We start from the raw sequence: 17,520 nt of genomic DNA on the forward strand, positions 1-17,520 counted from the left end.
GCTCAGCCCCTGTCCCACCGGTTGGAATAGCGGCCGCCGTAGTGGAAGGCCGTGCTGGAAAGGGTGGTGAGTACCAGGTAAAGCGCCATGGCCACACCGAAGAACAGGAAGGGGTGCCGGGTCGATCCGGCGGCCACCAGGCTGGTGCGCATCAGTTCGCTGAGCCCGGTGACGGCGATGAGCGCGCTATCCTTCAGGTTGAACTGCCAGACGTTGCCCAGCGCGGGCAGGACGATGCGCGCCACTTGCGGCAGGACGATGCGGTGGAAGCACTGGAGGTCGCTGAAGCCCATGGCCCGCGCCGCCTCGAACTGGCCCTTGGCAATGGCGCCGACCCCCCCCCGGAATATCTCGGCCTGATAGGCGGCGGACACCAGGCCGACCGACAGGCTGCCGATCAGGAAGGGCGGCGGCAGCCCCGGGGCATCCCAGCCGAAGGTCTCGGCCAGCGACAGGATCAACGAGGGCAGACCGAAGTACAGCAGCAGGATGACCAGCAATTCCGGCACCCCGCGCAAGACCACGCCATAGACCAGCGCCGTCCGCCGCAGCCAGCGCGGCCCCTTCAGCCGCGCCCAGGCCAGCAGGACGCCCAGCACCGTGCCGATGGCCATGGAGGTGGCGGACACCGCCAGGGTGAGCATGCAGCCCTTCAGCAGCAGGGGCGCCCAGCCGTCCGGCCCAAAGCCAAGGAGCGAGAGGTCGTCCATCATGGCTGGGGGCCCCCACCGGTGGCGCCCGGACGGGCGTCCAGGGCCGGGGTAGCGTCCGCCTTGAACCATTTCAGGCTGAGGCGCCGCACGGTGCCATCCTCCACGGCGGAGCGGATGGCGGCATTCAGGCGCTCCGCCAAGGCGGTGTCGTCCTTGCGCAGGCCGAAGCCCTCGCCGGCGCCCAGTTCACCGCCGATCAATTCCGGCCCCACCAGAACCAGGTCCCGCGCGTCGGGTGCCGCCAGCAGCGGCCGCAGGTAGGTGGTGTCATCCAGCGTGAGGTCGATACGGCCGCTCAACAGGTCCAGATCCCGTTCACCCATGGTGCGGTAGGATTTGATGGTGATGACGCCCGCCAGGTACTTGTCCAGGAAGCCGTCGTAGGTGCTGGAGATGGCGACGCCCAGGGTTTTGCCGCGCAACTCCTCGCGCAGGGCCGACAGCGCCTCGGTTTGGCGCTCGGGCGTGGGACTGGCGTCCAGGTCCAGCACCAGGCCCCGGTTGGCCATGCGGGCCAAGGGGCTGTCCTTCTGGGTGACGAAGACCCCGGTGGTGATGGCGTATGGCAGGGAGAAGGCCAGCACGGCCTTGCGCGCCGGCGTGATCTGCAACGCGTCGGCGATGACGTCGATCTTATGGGCCTGCAAGGCGCCGATCATGCCGTCCCAATCCTGGGCCACCAACTGGCACCGCAGGTTCGCCCGCTGGCAAAGGATTTGAAGCAGATCGGGCTCGAAACCGATCAGGGTGCCGTCGGGCCGGGTGATGTTCCAGGGTGGGAAGGCCCCCTCCGTGCCGATGACGATGGCCCGCTGTGGCTCCCCGGCCCATGCGGCCCCAGCCCACGTGGCGGCCAGGGAAAGCGCCGCCGCCAGCCCGAAACCAACCCCCGCGCGCGGAAGCCTGCTCATAATCCACCCGCACCGGCCAGCGGGACGATATCGACCAGCCAGCAGGCCGATGCGGCTTGAACCAGGACGGGCGCCGTCATGCCTGGGTCGAACGACAGGGCGTCCAGCCGGCCCAGGGTGTACGTCTCATCGCCACAGGTCACCTCCACTCCGCCCGCCGCCACCAACAGGCGCGTCGCCTCGGGATTGGGCGGCAGCGACGACATGCCGGGGGGCAGCCGGTGTTGCGCGCCCCGCACGGCCCCCCGGCGCACCATCAGGTTCAGGTCGGTGACGGGCCCGCCATCCGGCGTTCCCGATACCGGCACATCGCCGGGAAACGGGTGGGCCGCCGTGTCCGGCGTCACCAGGACGGGGGCCGCGCCGCCGCCGAAGTCCAGCAGCAGGCGGCCTTCCAGCACCGCCAGCACGCGGTCGACGCCCGGGAAGTGGGAGAAGGGCCCCGCTTCCCGCACTTCCGCGATGCTGACGCGCCAGAGGATGTTGCCCGCATCCTCATCCTGGCGGGCGACCTCGCGCGTGACGCCGCCCCCGTTCTTCCACGCCTGGGCGGGCCGTGAGGCCGAGGGAAGCAGGCGGACACCGCTCATCCCAGGATACCGGGCAGGTCAAGGCCCATGGCGCGGGCGCAATCCTGGGCGATGTCGTAGCCGGCGTCGGCATGGCGCATCACACCGGTGGCCGGGTCATTCCACAGGACGCGCTCCAGCCGCTTGGCGGCTTCGGGGGTGCCGTCGGCGACAATGACCATGCCGCTGTGCTGGGAATACCCCATGCCCACGCCGCCGCCATGGTGCAGCGACACCCAGGTGGCCCCCGATGCGGTGTTCAGCAAGGCGTTCAGCAGCGGCCAGTCGGACACGGCGTCGCTGCCGTCCCGCATGGCCTCCGTCTCACGATTGGGGCTGGCGACGCTGCCGCTGTCCAGATGGTCGCGGCCGATCACCACGGGGGCCTTCAGCTCGCCCTTGGCCACCATCTCATTGAAGGCCAGGCCCAGGCGGTGGCGATCCCCCAGCCCGACCCAGCAGATGCGGGCCGGCAGGCCCTGAAACCGGATCCTTTCCCGCGCCATGTCCAGCCAATTGTGCAGGTGCCGGTTGTCCGGCAGCAGTTCCTTCACCTTGGCGTCGGTCTTGTAGATGTCCTCGGGATCACCGGACAATGCCGCCCAGCGGAAGGGGCCGATGCCACGGCAGAACAGCGGGCGGATGTAGGCGGGCACGAATCCGGGGAAGTCGAAGGCGTTGGCGACCCCCTCGTCCTTGGCCACCTGGCGGATGTTGTTGCCATAGTCGACGGTGGGCACCCCCGCCGCCTGGAAGTCCAGCATGGCCTGGACGTGCACCGCCATGCTGGCGCGCGCGGCGGCGGCAACGGCCTGCGGCTCGCGCTCCCGCCGTTCGATCCACTCGGCCACCGTCCAGCCCGCAGGCAGGTAGCCGTTGACGGGGTCGTGGGCCGAGGTCTGGTCGGTCAGCAGATCCGGGCGGATGCCGCGCCGGACCATCTCAGGCAGCAGTTCGGCGGCATTGCCCAGCAGGCCGACCGACACCGCCTTCTTCTCGGCACGGCTGCGTTCGATGATGGCCATCGCCTCATCAATGGTCTCGGCGGCATGGTCCAGGTAACCGGTCCTCAGACGCATCTCGATGCGGCTGCGCTGGCATTCGATGGCCAGGCAGGAGGCGCCGGCCATGACGGCGGCCAGCGGCTGCGCCCCGCCCATTCCGCCCAGGCCAGCGGTCAACAGCCACCGGCCCGACAGGTCCCCGCCGTAATGCTGGCGGCCCATCTCAACGAAGGTCTCATAGGTGCCCTGGACGATGCCCTGGGATCCGATGTAGATCCAGGAACCGGCCGTCATCTGGCCATACATGGCCAGGCCCCTGCGGTCCAACTCGTGGAAATGCTCCCAATTGGCCCATTTCGGCACCAGGTTGCTGTTGGCGATCAGGACGCGCGGGGCGTCGGGGTGGGTGCGGAAGACACCCACCGGCTTGCCGGACTGGACCAGCAGGGTCTGGTCGGCCTCCAGCCGCGTCAACGCCTCCACGATCCGGTCGTAACTCTGCCAGTCGCGGGCGGCGCGGCCGATGCCACCGTAGACCACCAGCTCCTCCGGGCGCTCCGCCACGTCGGGGTGCAGGTTGTTCATCAGCATGCGCAGCGCCGCCTCGGTCAGCCAGCTTTTGGCGGTGCGTTCCGTGCCGGTGGTGGGGCGGATGACGCGGGTGTTGTCGATGCGGCTCATAGGGTCCTTCCCAGGCTGGTGGCGAAGGCGAGGCAGTCGTCCAGGATACCGGTCAGGATCGTGACGAGAGGCCTCGCGTAAACAGGATCGAAGGGGGGCGGCCAGCTGCCGGGGCCGGGCTCGTCGGGTTCGGCGAGATAGCCCCGGATGGCCAGTTCCATCTGAATGGCGTGAACGCCCTCGTCGGGACGGCCATAGTGGCGCGTCGTCCAGCCGCCCTTGAACCGGCCGTTCAGCACGTGGCGGTGGCCGCTGGCGGCGCAGCGGTCGTGGATGGCGGTCGCCAGCGCCCCGTCGCAGGTGATCCCACCATTGGTGCCGATGTTGAACTGCGGCAGGGGGCCGTCGAACAGGCGCGGGATGACGCTGCGGATGGAATGGGCGTCATACAGGACGACGGCGCCATGGCTCCGCCGTAGCCGCACCAGCTCCGCCCGGATGGCGTCGTGGTAGGGATCGAAGTAAGCCGTCCGCCGCGCGGCGATGTCGGCGGCATCGGGCGGGACCCCGGCGTAAAGCGGCTCCCCATCGAAGGTGGTGACGGGGCAGAGGTCGGTCGTCGCCTGCCCAGGATACAGCGACGCGCCGGAGGGGTCGCGGTTGACGTCAATGACGCTGCGCGACAGCCGTGTCCGGATGGTGGTGGCCCCCAGGTCCGCCGCGAAGGCGTAAAGCCGGTCGATCCACCAATCGGCATCCTTGCGCGCCAGCCAGGGCGACGCGAAGCGGCCCAGCAGCCCGTCCGGGATGTCGGTGCCGGTGTGGGGGAAGGTCACGACCAGGGGCGCGTCGCCGCGGTGGATTTCCAGCCAGTCCGTCATTTCAGTTGCCGTCATGTCAGTTGCCCTGCCAGACGCGCGCATGCAGGGGATTGAAGCCCATGCGATAGACCAGCTCCGCCGGCCGCTCGATATCCCAGATCGCCAGGTCGCAGGACTTGCCCGCCTCCAGCGTGCCGATCTCATGGTGCAGCCCCAGGGCGCGGGCGGCGTTGCGGGTGACGCCGGCGATGCATTCATCCACCGTCATGCGGAACAGGGTGGCGCCCATGTTCATGACCAGCAGCAGCGAGGTCAGCGGCGACGTGCCGGGGTTGCAGTCGGTGGCCAGGGCCATGGGCACGCGCGCCTTGCGGAAGGCGTCCACGGGCGGCAGCTTGGTTTCCCGCACGAAATAGAAGGCGCCGGGCAGCAGTGTCGCCACGGTGCCGGCCACGGCCATGGCCGCGACGCCATCGGCGTCCGTATGTTCCAGATGGTCGGCCGACAGGGCGCCATGCCGGGCCGCCAGGGCGCCGCCGGACAGGTTGGACAACTGGTCGGCATGCAGCTTGACCGGCAAGCTATGGGCGGCAGCGGCAGTGAACATCCGCGCCGTCTGATCCGGTGTGAAGCCGATGCCTTCGCAGAAGGCGTCGACGGCGTCGGCCAGCCCCTCCCCCGCCGCTGCCGGCAGCACGGTGTCGCACAGGAAGTCGACATAGCCGTCGGCGTCACCGCTGAATTCAGGCGGCAGCGCGTGGGCGCCCAGGAAAGTGGTGGTGATCCGGACCGGCCGCGCCTGACCCAGCCGCCGCGCGGCGCGCAGCATGCGCAGCTCCGCCTCCAGATTCAGACCGTATCCCGACTTGACCTCGACCGTCGTCGCCCCTTCCGCCATCAGGGCGTCCAAGCGGGGCAGCGCGCTGGCCGTCAGCGCATCCATATCAGCGTCGCGCGTGGCGCGCATGGTGGAAAGGATGCCGCCGCCGGCCCGAGCGATCTCCTCATAAGAGGCGCCGGCCAGCCGCAGTTCGAACTCATGCGCCCGGCTTCCGCCATGGACCAAGTGCGTGTGACAATCGATCAAGCCGGGGGTGATCCAACGGCCGGCGCAATCCACCACCACGCCGGCGTCGAAATCGGGCGCGTCGGCGAGAGCGCCGGCGTAGACGATCAGGCCATCGCGCATGGCGATGACGCCATCGCGAACGATCCCCAGACCGGGCTCAGCCCCGGCAAGCGTCGCCAAATGGGCGTTTGTCCACAGCTTGTCGCAACGCATGCCCGTTCTCCCGACGGATCCCAAGTCCGCCTCTATGGTTGCGTTCGCACCTTAGAATGTATAGACATATGGCGCAACAGGAGAATGCACCATGGGCACTGACGGCGGTTCGGACGGGGCTTTCCACTTCCAGCAGGCCCTGCTTCCTGAGGGTTGGGCGGACAATGTGCGGCTGACGGTCCGGGACGGCGTCATCGCCACCCTGGAACGGAACGCGCCCCCCCAGGCCGGCGATGAGCGGCGGCCGGCGGTCATACCGGGCCTGCCCAACCTGCACAGCCATGCCTTCCAGCGCGGCATGGCCGGCCTGGCGGAGGTGCGGGGGCCAGCGGGCGACAGCTTCTGGACCTGGCGTGACGTCATGTACCGCTTCGTCGATCGCCTTTCGCCCGATGACCTGCACGCCATCGCGGCGTTGGCCTATATGGAAATGCTGGAGGCCGGGTTCACCCGCGTCGGGGAATTCCATTACCTTCATCATGATCGGGATGGCGGGCGGTTCGCCGACCCGGCGGAAATGAGCGCCGCCATCGTCGCGGCGGCGGATGAGACCGGCATCGCCCTGACCCACCTGCCCGTGTTCTATGCCCATTCCGGTTTTGGTGGGGCTGCACCAGGGCATGGGCAGCGGCGCTTCCTGCACGACGTGGACGGCTTCGCCCAGCTGGTGGAGGCGGCGCGGGTCAAGGCGCGGGCCCTGCCCGACGCCGTCGTCGGCGTGGCGCCACACAGCCTGCGCGCGGTGACGCCCGAGGAGTTGAGCCAGGTGGTGGCTCTGGCCGGCACGGGGCCGGTGCACATCCATATCGCCGAGCAGGTGAAGGAGGTTGAGGACTGCGTGGCCTGGGGCGGCGCCCGGCCGGTGGAGTGGCTGCTGGCCAACGTGGCCGTGGACAGCCGCTGGTGCCTGGTGCACGCCACCCATGTGACGCCGGCGGAGGTCGCGGACATGGCGGCGCGCGGCGCGGTCGCTGGCCTGTGCCCTATCACCGAGGCCAACCTGGGCGACGGCATCTTCCCGGCCGCCGCCTATCTGTCCGCCGGCGGCCGCTTCGGCGTCGGATCGGACTCCAACGTCCTGATCGACGCGACCGAGGAACTGCGCTTGTTGGAATACAGCCAGCGCCTGGCGGGCCGTAGCCGCAACCTGTTCGCCAAGGCGCCGGGGCGATCGACGGGCCAGGACCTGCTGGAGGGCGCGCTGGCGGGGGGGGCGGCCGCCCTGGGCGCGCCGGCCGCCATCGCCGTCGGCCATGCGGCCGACCTGGTCAGCCTGGACACCCGGCACCCCTCGCTGCACGGCCGCCGTGGCCCGGCGCTGCTGGACGCCTTGATCTTCGCCGCCGGCCGGGCGGCCATTGACGGGGTCTGGCGCCGGGGCAAGCAGGTGGTTAATACTGGCCGGCACCAACGGCGGGACGCCATTGTCACCCGTTACCGCCAAGTCCTTGAAAGATTGACCCAGTGACGCTGTCCCTGCATGAGCGCATTCGAACGGACATAGAGTCGGCCATCCTGTCGGGAAAGCTGGCGCCGGAAGACCGGCTCCCCGTGGAGCACGAGCTGATGCAGACCTACCAGTGCTCACGCATGACGGTCAACAAGGCGCTGTCCGCCCTGGCCGCGGCGGGCCTCATCGAACGGCGCAAGGGCGCTGGTTCCTTCGTCGGCCGCCCGCATGCCCATTCCATGATCCTGGATGTCCCGGATCTTCCGGTGGAGGTGGCCAAACGCGGCCATGTCTACGGCTATCAGTTGCTGGTGCGGAGGCTGCGGGCGGCCGCCCGGGGAAACGCCGAGGAGGAGTTGCTGGCCGGCGGACGCCGGCTGTTGCAGCTGGACGGCCTGCATTCCGCCGACGGCGCGCCCCTGGCGGTGGAACGCCGCCTGGTCAGCTTGGCTGCGGTGCCGGCCATCGCCGACGCCGACCTTGAGAAGGAGCCGCCGGGAACCTGGCTGCTGCGGCATGTGCCGTGGACGGAGGCGGAAACCCGCATTTCCGCCGTCCCCGCAGATGCGGAGATCGCGCGCCTTCTCAAGACACCGGTGGGCACGGCCTGCCTGCTGGTGGAACGGCAGACCTGGCGCAGCTCCGAACGGATCACGGCCGTGCGTCAATATTTCCTGGGCACGGCCTATCACCTGGTCGCCCGGTTCGGCAGCAGCCGTCCGTGACGGCCTGCAGCCCCGAAGGGCGGCAGGCCGGACGGGTCATCAGAACTTCTGACCGAACTTGACGCCGAACAGTCGCGGCTTCGTCGGATAGATGCGTGCGTACTGACCGGAGATTTCCGGGGCGGAGAAGGTGTTCCGGGTCAGCCCCCCGCGTTCGTCGAACAGGTTCTGGACATAGAACTCGGCGGTGGTGTTGCCGATCTTGCCGCCCATCGAGACGTCGACGGTGGTGAAGCCCGGGCTGTCGCCGACCAAGTCGTTCGCTGTGGTTCCCAGGAAGCTGCGCGTGCTGGTCTGGTGGTTCAGGGACCCCTGGACGAAGCTGTCCGCCTCCCCCAGCTGGAATTCATAGCGGGCCGTCGTGTTGAATTTGATCCGGGGCTGTACCGGCAGCCGCGTGCCCTTCGGCGCCGCGATGATGCCGGAGGCGCAGTCCGGGTTGCTGTTGGCGCCGATGGCGCAGAAATCCGTCGCCAAGCGGGCGTCGTTGAACGCACCCGATGCCGACAGGGTCAGGCTGCGGGTGACAGCCCAGGTGATGTCCGTTTCAAGGCCGTACACCCGGGCATCGCCCGCGTTGTAGATATTGGTCACGCTGCCGGAGTTGAGCGCCACCAGGGCGTACTGAAGATTGTTCCATTCCTCGTAATAGACGGCGCCGTTGAAGCGCAGCTTCTGATCAAACCAGGATGTCTTCCATCCCAGCTCGTAATTGTCCAGGGTATCCGATCCATAGGGCTGGACCGCCGCCCGGCGGTTGTTGCCTCCCGGTCGGTAGCCGGTGGAATATGTCGCGTAGACCATGTGATCCGGGTCGATCTGCCACGTCACGTTCAGTTTGTGGGTCTCACCCGATTCATTGAAGCTTTTCTTGAGGTAGGAACAGCTGTTCAGCGACGGGAAGGGTGTCACGCAACCGGCCTTCGCCGCGTCGCTGGCGAAGCCTGAGAAGCCGGTCAGCGTGTTGTCGGCGATGAAGCCGCGCACGCCGCCGGTCAGGGTGACGCTGGGCAGGATGTCGTAGGAGGCCTGGCTGAACACGGCGTAGTCGCGGTCGACGATGTGCACGTTGGTCAGGAAGATGTCGTCCTGATACACGGGCGATCCCTGTTCGGACGACCCGTAACCCGGCGCGTAGTAGTTCGCCTGGAACTGGTTGGTCTGCTCCTGATAGAACAGGCCGGCGGTGACCCGCCAGCGGTTGGCCGAGGGCGAGCTGAAACGCAGTTCGTGGCTTTGCTTGGTCAGATCCTGGTGCCCATAATAGTATTGGGTGGGGTCGATCTGCTTCCCCATGGAATTCGTGAAATACCCATAGTTGGGATAGGCATCATACGCCACGGTGTAATAGCTGTAGTCGGCATGCGTGTCGATCGACCGCTGCATGTAACCGCCGGAATAGAGGACATCCCAATCCCAGACCTTGCCCTCGACGGTCAGGGCCGCCTGGTACCACTTGTCGATGTTGCGTTCCGGCGCATAATCGTGGACCTGCAGGTCACCCGCCTTGGGATCGTAGAGGAAAGAGCCGTTGGACCGCTGGTGCTGGGCGATGACCTGCGGCGTGACGGTCCAGTCGTCGTCCAGGTCGATGCCCAGGGCCACACGGCCGCCATAGGTGTCGACATCGTTGAAGTTCTTTTTGACGAACTTGGAATTGTCCACGGTGATGGGGCTGTTCACCACCGTGCCATCGTCCAGGGTATGGGGACTCTGGTAGGTGCGCTGGTGGTAGGTGTTGTCGATGTAGCCGCCGTCATGCTCCTCAAAGCCGACAATGCGCACCGCCGCCCTGTCGCTGAGGGGGACGTTCACGAAGCCTTCGATGGTGCCGCCCAGGCTTCCCTTGTCGAAGCGGGTGCCTTGGACATCGTAGCCGGCGGAGAACTTGGACGTGTCCGGCTTGTTGGTGATGATGCGCAAGGTGCCGGACAGGGAACTGGCGCCGTAGAGCGTGCCTTGCGGTCCGGACAGCGCTTCGACCCGGGCGACGTCATAGATATGGACATCCAGCAGGGAGCCGATGGTAGTGACCGGAATTTCATCAAGGTAGAAGCCGCTGGTGGGCAGTGCGCCGAACGGCAGGCCATCGCCACCGGACGAGATGCCGCGGAAGAACAGCTGGCTTTGTCCCGGCCCAAAAGACTGGAAAGACACGCTGGGCAGCTGCTTGGCGTAATCGTCGAAGGATTGGACCTGGTGCTGTTCCAGCGTGGCCGTACCCAGCGCCTGCAGGCTGATGGGCACGTTCTGCAGGTTCTCGCTGCGCTTCTGCGCCGTCACCAGGATTTCCATCAGGCCTTCGTTCGCCGCCGTGTCCGGGACCGCCGGCGCGGCGGGTGGCACGTCGGCGGCCAGGGCCGATTGCATGCCCCACAGTGGCGCCAGCGCCGTGGAGGCCAGCAGCAGGACCAGCCCGCTGGCCCGCGTGGTCTTAACTCTCATTATGATCGCCCTTTCCCATGAAGTTCCGCTTCTGTCCCTGTTCTTGTGGGTCTTCCGCCCTTTGGTCTTATTTTACTTTATATTGTTCTGTGAAATTAGACTTCAACTTCTGGATAGGTATTCAGCACGGCCCCCAGCGCCGCTTTCAGCGGCGCCAGCCAGGGCTCGAAACGCCGCCAGTGATCCAGCCCCTCGGTGAAGATGGGCTGGCGCACCTGCTCGGAACTGGGGGTCCGCACGGTGCGCCTGTTGTCCCAGAAGGCCAGGCATCCGTCCTCGAACGGCAGGCCCAGATGATCCAGCAGCGCGTGGACCTCGTTCTCGGTGTCGGCCACCAGCCGTTCATAGATGACGCGATGCACGCAGCCGGGCGCCGCCCGGTCCACATGGGCCATGAGCGTCGCGTAATCGGCGTAATAGCGGCCCAGCTCCGTCAGGTCGTAAGTGAAGGCCTGGCCGCGCGCGAAATGCTGCTTGTAGGCGGACCAGCCGACACCCAGGGGATGCCCGCGGACATCGACGATCCGCGCCTTGGGCAGGACGGCGCGGATCAGCGCCACGTGCATCCAGTTATTGGGCATCTTGTCGATGAAGAACCGCTTCGCTTCGTGCCGGTGCACCCGCGTCCGCGCGATGTATTGGCGCCCAACGCCTCCAAGGCGTCGGGGGGAAGATCGTCCAAGCATTCGGGATACCGCCCGGCGGCGGCCCCTTTGCCCGGGGCCGCCAACCGCGCGGCGATCGCCATCATGTCGGGCAGTTCACTGGTGCCCTCGACCATGCTGTGGCTGGCCAGGATTTGTTCCACCAGGGTGGAACCCGAACGGGGAAGCCCGACGATGAAGATCGGATCGGGCGCCTGGCAGCCGCCGCGATCCCGGGCCAGGACTCCCCTGTCGACCATGGCCGCGATGCGGGCACATTGGTCATGGGTCTCATCCGGATCGTAGGTCAGCTGCGCCCGGCGCAGGCGATTGCCCTCGGCATAGGCGCGGAAGGCGGCCGCGTCATCGTCCCCCATATCCTCCAGCGCCTTGCCCAAGGCAAAATGCAGGTGCAGCCGGTTCTCGTCATCCGTAGTGGCCGACAGGCCGCGTTCCATGGCCGCCCTGTCATCCGCGGAAAAGCGGAAGGTTTTGAGGTTGGCCAGGCTCCACCACGCCTCACCCAAGGTGGGTTGCTGACCAAGGGCGGTGCGGTAGGCGGCGATGGCGTCGTCCACCCGGCCGACCGCCTTCAGCACATGGCCGTAGCTCATCCAGCCCTTGGCTTGTTGGGGGTGGCGGGCCAGGACCTGGGCGTACACGGCGGCAGCGGCGTCCTGGTCGCCGACGCGCACCAGCAGCGAGGCCTTGAGCATCAGCACCGACGGATTGTCCGGCTCGGCCGCCAGCAGGTGCTCCACCTCGGCCAGGGCCTCGGCCGGCCGGTTGTGCCGCTGCAGCGTGCGGGCCAGCAACTCGCGGGCCGCAGTGAAGGCGGGCGCCAGTTCCAGCGCGCGCCGCAGCAGGGTGATGGCATCGTCGTAGCGGCCCAGGCGCACCGCCAGCTCGGCCATCATGCGGATGGCCGCCACGTCGGTGGGCTGGGAGCGCAACCGGTCCCGCAGCGCCCGTTCGGCCACGTTCAACCGGCCCTCGATCATGGCCACGGCGGCCTGGGCCAGGATGGGATCGCGGGTGGACGCCTTCACGCCGGCCAGGTGGGCCCGCTCCGCCTCCTCATGCTCACCGGCGAGAGCCAGCGTGTCGGCCAGCGCCCGCCAGGCGGCGGCCAGGTCGGGGCTGAGCGCGCCAGCGCGGCGCATTTCAGTCAGGGCGTCCGGAAGCTGGCCCAGCTCGCGCCGCGTCAACCCCAGTTCCAGGGCCGTGGCGGCCGATCTCGGCTCCGCCGCGGCCAACTGGCGGAGAACCTCCACCGCCGCCTGGATGTCCCCCGCCAGCCGGAGGGCGCGTCCTTGGATCAGCCGCGCGCGCGGATGGCCGGGCGCGGCATCGAGCACTTCCGCGACCTGCGCCAGAGCCAGTGCCGGCGCGCGATCGACCAGCGCGGCCGCGTGGTCCAGAGCCGCGTCGAGGGAAACCAGGGGCGGCGCGGCGCCGGTCATGCGGCCCTCGCCGGCCGGCCGGGAAGGAAGGGGTATGCAAGGTCCGACATGGGATGCCAACTCCTGCTGCGTCTGGGATGGCCCGTTTTTTCCCAGGTGGGCCCCAGTCCGTTGCCGGTGCGGCCCGATTGCACATATTGTCTATACATTCCTGCCCTGATTTAGTCTATACATAATTGCCGGATCGCGCCGCCGGCCGCATGAATCTTGCGACTTATGACCCCAAGGAGCAAACAATGACGCCCCCCGTCCTGCTGAGCGGTCCCCTGACCTGGCGCGACCTCAGCGCCGTGGCCCGGGGCAGCGACCTGGTGCTGGCTCCGGACGCCTGGGCCCGCATCGGCAACGCCCATGCCGTGGTCGAAGCCATCGTGGCGCAGGGCATCCGGGCCTATGGCGTGAACACGGGCGTCGGCGCGCTGGTGAACACCGTGGTGGATCGCGCCAAACAGCGCGACCTGTCCCGCAACCTGGTCATGAGCCATGCCTGTGGCATGGGGCAGCCACTGGAGACGGCCGCCGTGCGGGGCATCATCGCCGCCCAGATCAACAATTTCGCGCATGGCCGCTCCGGTGTGCGGCCCGCGCTGGTGCAGGGCCTGCTGACACTGTTGGCCCGAGGCTGCATACCGGAGGTGCCATCGCGCGGATCCGTGGGCTATCTGACCCATATGGCCCATATCGGCCTGGTCCTCATTGGCGCCGGCTCGGCCTATCTGGGCGGACGGCGCCTGTCGGGACAGGAGGCGCTGGACGCCATCGGCATGCCCCCCTTGGTCCTTGATTCCAAGGAAGGTTTGAGCCTGGTGAACGGATCGCCCTGCGCCACGGGCCTGGGCGGCTATGCGCTGTCGCGGATCGAGCGGCTGCTGGCCACGGCGGACGCCGTCGCGGCGCTGACGCTGGAGGCGCTGGGCGCCCAGATGTCGGCGTATGAGGCCCAGGTTCTGCAGATACGGATGTCGAATGGCCTGCACCGCACGGGCGCCGCCCTGCGGAATTATCTGGCAGGCAGCCGCCGCCTGGAACGCGCCGCCGGGACCCGGTTGCAGGACGCGCTCAGCCTGCGGGCCGTGCCGCATGTGCACGGCGCCGCCCGGGACGCCTTCGACGGCGCCTGCTCCGTCGTCGACCGGGAATTGCAGTCGGTCACGGACAATCCCATCGTCTCCGGCACACCGGCGGCGCCGGTGGTTGAGTCCGAGGCGCACGCCGTGGCGCCCGCGCTGGCCATCGCCCTGGATTCACTCGCGATCGCCATCGCGCACCTGGGGGCCATTTCCGAACGCCACACCGACCGGCTGGTCAATCCGCTGGTCAGCGGCCTGCCGCCTTTCCTGGCCAGCGATCCCGGCGCCACCACCGGCTTCATGATCGCCCAGTACACCGCGTCCGCCCTGGTGGCGGACAACCGCCGCCTTTGCGCCCCCGCCAGCCTTGATGGTGGCATCAACTCAGCGCTGCAGGAGGATTACCTGGCCCACCCCACGGCGGCCGCCACCAAGCTTTTGGCTGTCATCGACAACACCGAGTACATCCTGGGGATTGAGCTGCTGGCGGCGACCGAGGCGCATGACTTGGCGGTCGATCCGGCGGACCGCGCGCCCGGCACCGCCGCCATTCACGACCATGTGCGCGCCTGCGTCGGGCGCTATCGCGACGACAGGCCATTGTCCTATCACCTCAACATCGGCGCCGACATCATCAAAAATGGCCTGCCGGCATGAACGCTATGCGCTCGAAGGCGGGCCGGCACCGGCGGATGCTGGGCGGATCGAGATCGAATTGCCGAACGGCTACCGCCTCCAGGTTGAGGCCACGGTTGATGGCAGGGCGCCCCGCCGCTTACGACACCCACAATAATAACAGCTTCGCCCTTGTCACTCTGACCAGCCGCCTGAGCGGCCAGACGATAGAGAAGAGATTCAGTTATCGCCGTGGATGTCCTTAGGACGCGGTCTCGCCCGATGCCAAAAGCAGCTGCGCCAGGAAATCCGGCGCCCCCTCCGCATCCTCCAGGAAGTCGGCGCCGATGATGCCCCGGTCCGCGTCCACCCGGCGGATCACAATGGGGAACAGGGCGACGCCGTTGGTCAGTTCGCTGTGGATGCTGACCGTCATCGCCTGGCCGGGCACGACACCTCCCGCACCGCCGTGCACCTGCAGGCCGATGCCCTTGGCCGACCAATCGACCAGCCGGGCCGGCTGCCGGCCCAGGCGCAGGGGATAGGCGTCACCCGGCAGACGTAGGGCTTGCCGGCGATCGGCGTTGGTGGTGCGGGTGTCGTTGGTCATGGCGCTATCTTATCCGGCTCGGGACGGCTCCAGACTACACGGCCAGCGCATCGGGGGAAAAGTTCTTGGCGCCACGGAAATCGGCGTTGCGGATGTCGGCCTCGCGCAGATCGGCCATGGTCAGCACGGCGTCCGTCAGGCTGGCGCCGGCAAGGATGGCGTTGCGCAGGTTGCCTTGGGACAGGTCGCTGTCCTCCAGCCGGGCGGCTGTCAGGTCGGCGCCGGCCAGATTGACCCGCACCATGCGCGCCTTGCTGAAGTTGGTGGGCCACGGATGGCCATTGCGCAGGTCCATGGGGCAGGCCACGACGTTGGTCATGTTGGCCTCGTTCAGGGTCGTCCGCTCCAGGCTGGCGCCACGCAGGTCGGCGCCAGCCATCTCGGCGCCGCGCAGGTCGGCCATCGACAGATCGGCCATGGCCAACACCGTGCCGCTGAGGTTGGCCCCCCTGAGGGTCGCCTGCTTCAGGATGGCGGCCGACAGGTTCAGGTTGGAGAGATCCTGGCCGCTGAGATCAATGGCGGACAAGTCGGCGCGCCGCCCCTTGCCGCCGTTGCTCAGGATCCACAGGCGATGCTGGCGCAGGGTCTCGCCAACGACACCGTGGATATCCTCCAGCCGGCGCACCAGGTCGGCGCCAGTCAGGTTGGCCATGGACAAGTCGACATCGTCCAGCAGCGCGCCCAGCAGGCTGGCCTTGGACAGGTTGGTGCTGCGCAGCAGGGCACGGGTCAGCACGGCGCCGTCCAGCTTGGTGCCGCTGAGGTTGGCCTCTGACAGGTCAGCCCCCTCCAAGTTGCAGCCGGTGAGATCGGAACCGCTGAGATCCGCCTTCACGAAGACGGCGCCGCGCAGGTCGGTGTCGCGCAGGTCCGTCTGGACGACGAAGGCGTTGGACAGCTTGGCGTAGCTGAGGTCGGCCTTGGTCATGGACGCTTCGGCCAGCTCGGCCGAGGCGTTGCCCTGCACGTTGGGTGTCAGCTCCCCATTTTTGCTGCGCATGAGATGGCCATCGCGCAGGTCGGCCTCCACCATCAGCACGCGCCGCATGCTGGCCCCGCGGAACGCGGCGCCCCGCAGGTCGGCGCGGGTCAGGTTGGCCCGTTCCAGGGTGGCGCGGCGCAGGTCCGCCCCGAAGAGGCAGGCGGAGCGCAGATCGGTATCGGACAGGTCGGCGTCGCTGAGCCGGGCGCCCGTCAGGTCGGCGTCGGTCAACACCCGGCGGCGCAGCACGGCATGGGAAAGGTCGCAGAACTTCAGGCTGGCCCGGGCCCCACCCCGCTGTCCCTGCAGATAGCGCAGGTGCAGCGTCAGGGCCTGCTCGATCTCCGCCGCCGACAGGCGCCGATATCCAATGTCGAGACTGTCAACGTCAGCCCTGTGGCTCATCTAAGGCTCTGCGGTTCGGAACTAGGGAACCCTCGTCTTATCGGTAGTTCGTTAATAAAGGGTCATTGGCCTTGGATTTATGGCAGAGCGGCACTTAAAAAACCGACTATGCAAAAGGATAGGTCGACGGAACTTCCTACCTTTCCAGGAAATAATTCCCTTCACCTGTCCAACGATTGCCAATAAAGGATCATTATCCCCTCTAACGAGATCTAAGGCGGAAGATGTAAAAGGAACGGCGGAACCCGAAGGCCCCGCCGTCCCGTCCAACTGCCACTTTCCTTTGAACTCTTGGTCTTTTCCGCAGGTCCCTCGCGCCGTGGCGTTGTCGTCCGGTCGGGGGGCCTTACGACCAGAATTAGGCCAGGTGGGTCTCCAGCGCCGCGTTGCGCACGGCTTTCTGAAGCTTTTCGAACGCACGCACCTCAATCTGGCGCACACGCTCACGGCTGATGCCGAACTCTTGAGACAGGTCCTCCAGCGTGGTCGGATTGTCGCGCAGGCGACGCTCCGCCAGGATGCGACGCTCACGGTCGTTCAGACCCTTCATGGCGCCGGCCAGCAGGGCCTTGCGCTTGCCCAGCTCTTCCCGATCGGCCAGTCGGATTTCCTGACTTTCGGTCTCATCCACCAGCCAGTCTTGCCACTCGCCCTCGCCATCCACGCGCAGCGGGGCGTTCAGGCTGTGGTCGGGGCTGCCCAGACGGCGGTTCATGGACACCACGTCCTGCTCCGGCACATCCAGCTTGGTGGCGATGGCGGTCACCGTCTCTGGCGACAGGTCGCCGTCCTCGATGGCCTGCATCTGGCCCTTCAGCTTGCGCAGGTTGAAGAACAGCTTCTTCTGCGCGGCCGTGGTGCCCATCTTCACCAGGCTCCAGCTGTGCAGGATGTATTCCTGGATGGCGGCGCGGATCCACCACATGGCGTAGGTGGCCAGGCGGAAGCCGCGATCGGGGTCGAAGCGCTTCACCGCCTGCATCATACCAACGTTGCCTTCGGAGATGAGTTCCGACAGCGGCAGGCCGTAGCCGCGATAGCCCATGGCGATCTTGGCCACCAGGCGCAGGTGGCTGGTCACCAGCTGGTGGGCGGCGATTCCGTCCTCATGCTCCTGCCAGCGCTTGGCCAGCATGAACTCCTTCTCCGGCTCCAGCATGGGGAAGCGACGGATTTCCGGAGATAAC

General features: G+C 67.5%; 15 protein-coding genes. 3 read left to right on the plus strand and 12 right to left on the minus strand.

Annotated elements, in window-relative coordinates:
• Positions 1–2: 2 nt before the first annotated feature.
• The 6 genes from I55_RS06485 to hutI are packed head-to-tail and all read right to left on the minus strand — an operon-like array spanning position 3 to position 5,921.
• Entirely contained in the window at positions 3–713 is a 711-nt protein-coding gene (locus I55_RS06485; protein WP_085939956.1) for an ABC transporter permease, read from the minus strand.
• Positions 710–1,624, minus strand: coding sequence for a transporter substrate-binding domain-containing protein (locus I55_RS06490; protein ID WP_044559677.1), 915 nt, complete (start codon positions 1,622–1,624; stop codon positions 710–712). Before I55_RS06490 ends, I55_RS06485 begins: the two co-directional genes overlap by 4 nt.
• Positions 1,621–2,214, minus strand: coding sequence for a HutD family protein (locus I55_RS32800; RefSeq protein ID WP_049973882.1), 594 nt, complete (start codon positions 2,212–2,214; stop codon positions 1,621–1,623). Before I55_RS32800 ends, I55_RS06490 begins: the two co-directional genes overlap by 4 nt.
• Positions 2,211–3,878 carry a urocanate hydratase gene (gene hutU, locus I55_RS06500; protein ID WP_044559678.1) on the minus strand — a complete coding sequence of 556 codons (1,668 nt, stop codon included), beginning with the start codon at positions 3,876–3,878 and terminating at the stop codon, positions 2,211–2,213. The genes I55_RS32800 and hutU overlap by 4 nt, the downstream gene beginning before the upstream one ends.
• The gene (gene hutG / locus I55_RS06505) at positions 3,875–4,714 is read right to left on the minus strand and encodes an N-formylglutamate deformylase (protein ID WP_252181045.1); all 840 of its coding nucleotides are present in this window, start codon (positions 4,712–4,714) and stop codon (positions 3,875–3,877) included. Before hutG ends, hutU begins: the two co-directional genes overlap by 4 nt.
• A gap of 1 nt (position 4,715) precedes the next feature.
• Positions 4,716–5,921, minus strand: a complete 1,206-nt coding sequence (gene hutI, locus I55_RS06510; RefSeq protein WP_044559680.1) for an imidazolonepropionase — start codon at positions 5,919–5,921, stop codon at positions 4,716–4,718.
• Positions 5,922–6,012: 91 nt separating this feature from the next.
• Here hutI and I55_RS06515 point away from each other — a divergent pair, with 91 nt between their 5' ends.
• Entirely contained in the window at positions 6,013–7,389 is a 1,377-nt protein-coding gene (locus I55_RS06515) for a formimidoylglutamate deiminase (RefSeq protein WP_044559681.1), read from the plus strand.
• Entirely contained in the window at positions 7,386–8,096 is a 711-nt protein-coding gene (hutC, locus tag I55_RS06520; RefSeq protein ID WP_044559682.1) for a histidine utilization repressor, read from the plus strand. Before I55_RS06515 ends, hutC begins: the two co-directional genes overlap by 4 nt.
• Positions 8,097–8,135: 39 nt before the next feature.
• Here the strand turns inward: hutC and I55_RS06525 are convergent, their stop codons facing one another.
• From I55_RS06525 to I55_RS37630, 3 genes are all read right to left on the minus strand, one after another.
• Positions 8,136–10,541, minus strand: a complete 2,406-nt coding sequence (locus tag I55_RS06525) for a TonB-dependent receptor (protein WP_044559683.1) — start codon at positions 10,539–10,541, stop codon at positions 8,136–8,138.
• 95 nt (positions 10,542–10,636) lie between these two features.
• A complete protein-coding gene (locus tag I55_RS37625; RefSeq protein ID WP_252181046.1) occupies positions 10,637–11,122 on the minus strand; it encodes a sulfotransferase in 486 nt (161 codons plus the stop codon).
• Positions 11,092–12,648 carry a tetratricopeptide repeat protein gene (locus tag I55_RS37630; protein WP_199902482.1) on the minus strand — a complete coding sequence of 519 codons (1,557 nt, stop codon included), beginning with the start codon at positions 12,646–12,648 and terminating at the stop codon, positions 11,092–11,094. Before I55_RS37630 ends, I55_RS37625 begins: the two co-directional genes overlap by 31 nt.
• Before the next feature lie 236 nt (positions 12,649–12,884).
• Here I55_RS37630 and hutH point away from each other — a divergent pair, with 236 nt between their 5' ends.
• Complete coding sequence (hutH, locus tag I55_RS06535; protein WP_044559684.1) at positions 12,885–14,375, plus strand: histidine ammonia-lyase; 1,491 nt, start codon at positions 12,885–12,887, stop codon at positions 14,373–14,375.
• A 220-nt stretch (positions 14,376–14,595) separates the two neighbouring features.
• Here hutH and I55_RS06540 read toward each other — a convergent pair whose 3' ends face one another.
• The 3 genes from I55_RS06540 to rpoH form a co-directional block, all read right to left on the minus strand.
• Positions 14,596–14,943 carry a PilZ domain-containing protein gene (locus I55_RS06540; RefSeq protein ID WP_044559685.1) on the minus strand — a complete coding sequence of 116 codons (348 nt, stop codon included), beginning with the start codon at positions 14,941–14,943 and terminating at the stop codon, positions 14,596–14,598.
• Positions 14,944–14,977: 34 nt separating this feature from the next.
• A complete protein-coding gene (locus tag I55_RS06545; RefSeq protein ID WP_044559686.1) occupies positions 14,978–16,333 on the minus strand; it encodes a pentapeptide repeat-containing protein in 1,356 nt (451 codons plus the stop codon).
• A gap of 358 nt (positions 16,334–16,691) precedes the next feature.
• Entirely contained in the window at positions 16,692–17,507 is an 816-nt protein-coding gene (rpoH, locus tag I55_RS06550) for an RNA polymerase sigma factor RpoH (RefSeq protein ID WP_252181047.1), read from the minus strand.
• Between the last annotated feature and the right edge of the window lie 13 nt (positions 17,508–17,520).

Origin of the sequence: Azospirillum sp. B4 (assembly GCF_000333275.1) — a bacterium.
Lineage (GTDB): Bacteria > Pseudomonadota > Alphaproteobacteria > Azospirillales > Azospirillaceae > Nitrospirillum.

Coding starts and splice junctions, on each gene's coding strand:
- hutG (WP_252181045.1), bottom strand. CDS start 4,714: ATGACGGCAACTGAAATGACGGACTGGCTGGAAATCCACCGCGGCGAC.
- I55_RS06485 (WP_085939956.1), bottom strand. CDS start 713: ATGATGGACGACCTCTCGCTCCTTGGCTTTGGGCCGGACGGCTGGGCG.
- hutU (WP_044559678.1), bottom strand. CDS start 3,878: ATGAGCCGCATCGACAACACCCGCGTCATCCGCCCCACCACCGGCACG.
- I55_RS06525 (WP_044559683.1), bottom strand. CDS start 10,541: ATGAGAGTTAAGACCACGCGGGCCAGCGGGCTGGTCCTGCTGCTGGCC.
- I55_RS06545 (WP_044559686.1), bottom strand. CDS start 16,333: ATGAGCCACAGGGCTGACGTTGACAGTCTCGACATTGGATATCGGCGC.
- I55_RS06515 (WP_044559681.1), top strand. CDS start 6,013: ATGGGCACTGACGGCGGTTCGGACGGGGCTTTCCACTTCCAGCAGGCC.
- hutH (WP_044559684.1), top strand. CDS start 12,885: ATGACGCCCCCCGTCCTGCTGAGCGGTCCCCTGACCTGGCGCGACCTC.
- I55_RS06490 (WP_044559677.1), bottom strand. CDS start 1,624: ATGAGCAGGCTTCCGCGCGCGGGGGTTGGTTTCGGGCTGGCGGCGGCG.
- I55_RS06540 (WP_044559685.1), bottom strand. CDS start 14,943: ATGACCAACGACACCCGCACCACCAACGCCGATCGCCGGCAAGCCCTA.
- I55_RS32800 (WP_049973882.1), bottom strand. CDS start 2,214: ATGAGCGGTGTCCGCCTGCTTCCCTCGGCCTCACGGCCCGCCCAGGCG.
- I55_RS37630 (WP_199902482.1), bottom strand. CDS start 12,648: ATGACCGGCGCCGCGCCGCCCCTGGTTTCCCTCGACGCGGCTCTGGAC.
- I55_RS37625 (WP_252181046.1), bottom strand. CDS start 11,122: ATGCCCAATAACTGGATGCACGTGGCGCTGATCCGCGCCGTCCTGCCC.
- hutI (WP_044559680.1), bottom strand. CDS start 5,921: ATGCGTTGCGACAAGCTGTGGACAAACGCCCATTTGGCGACGCTTGCC.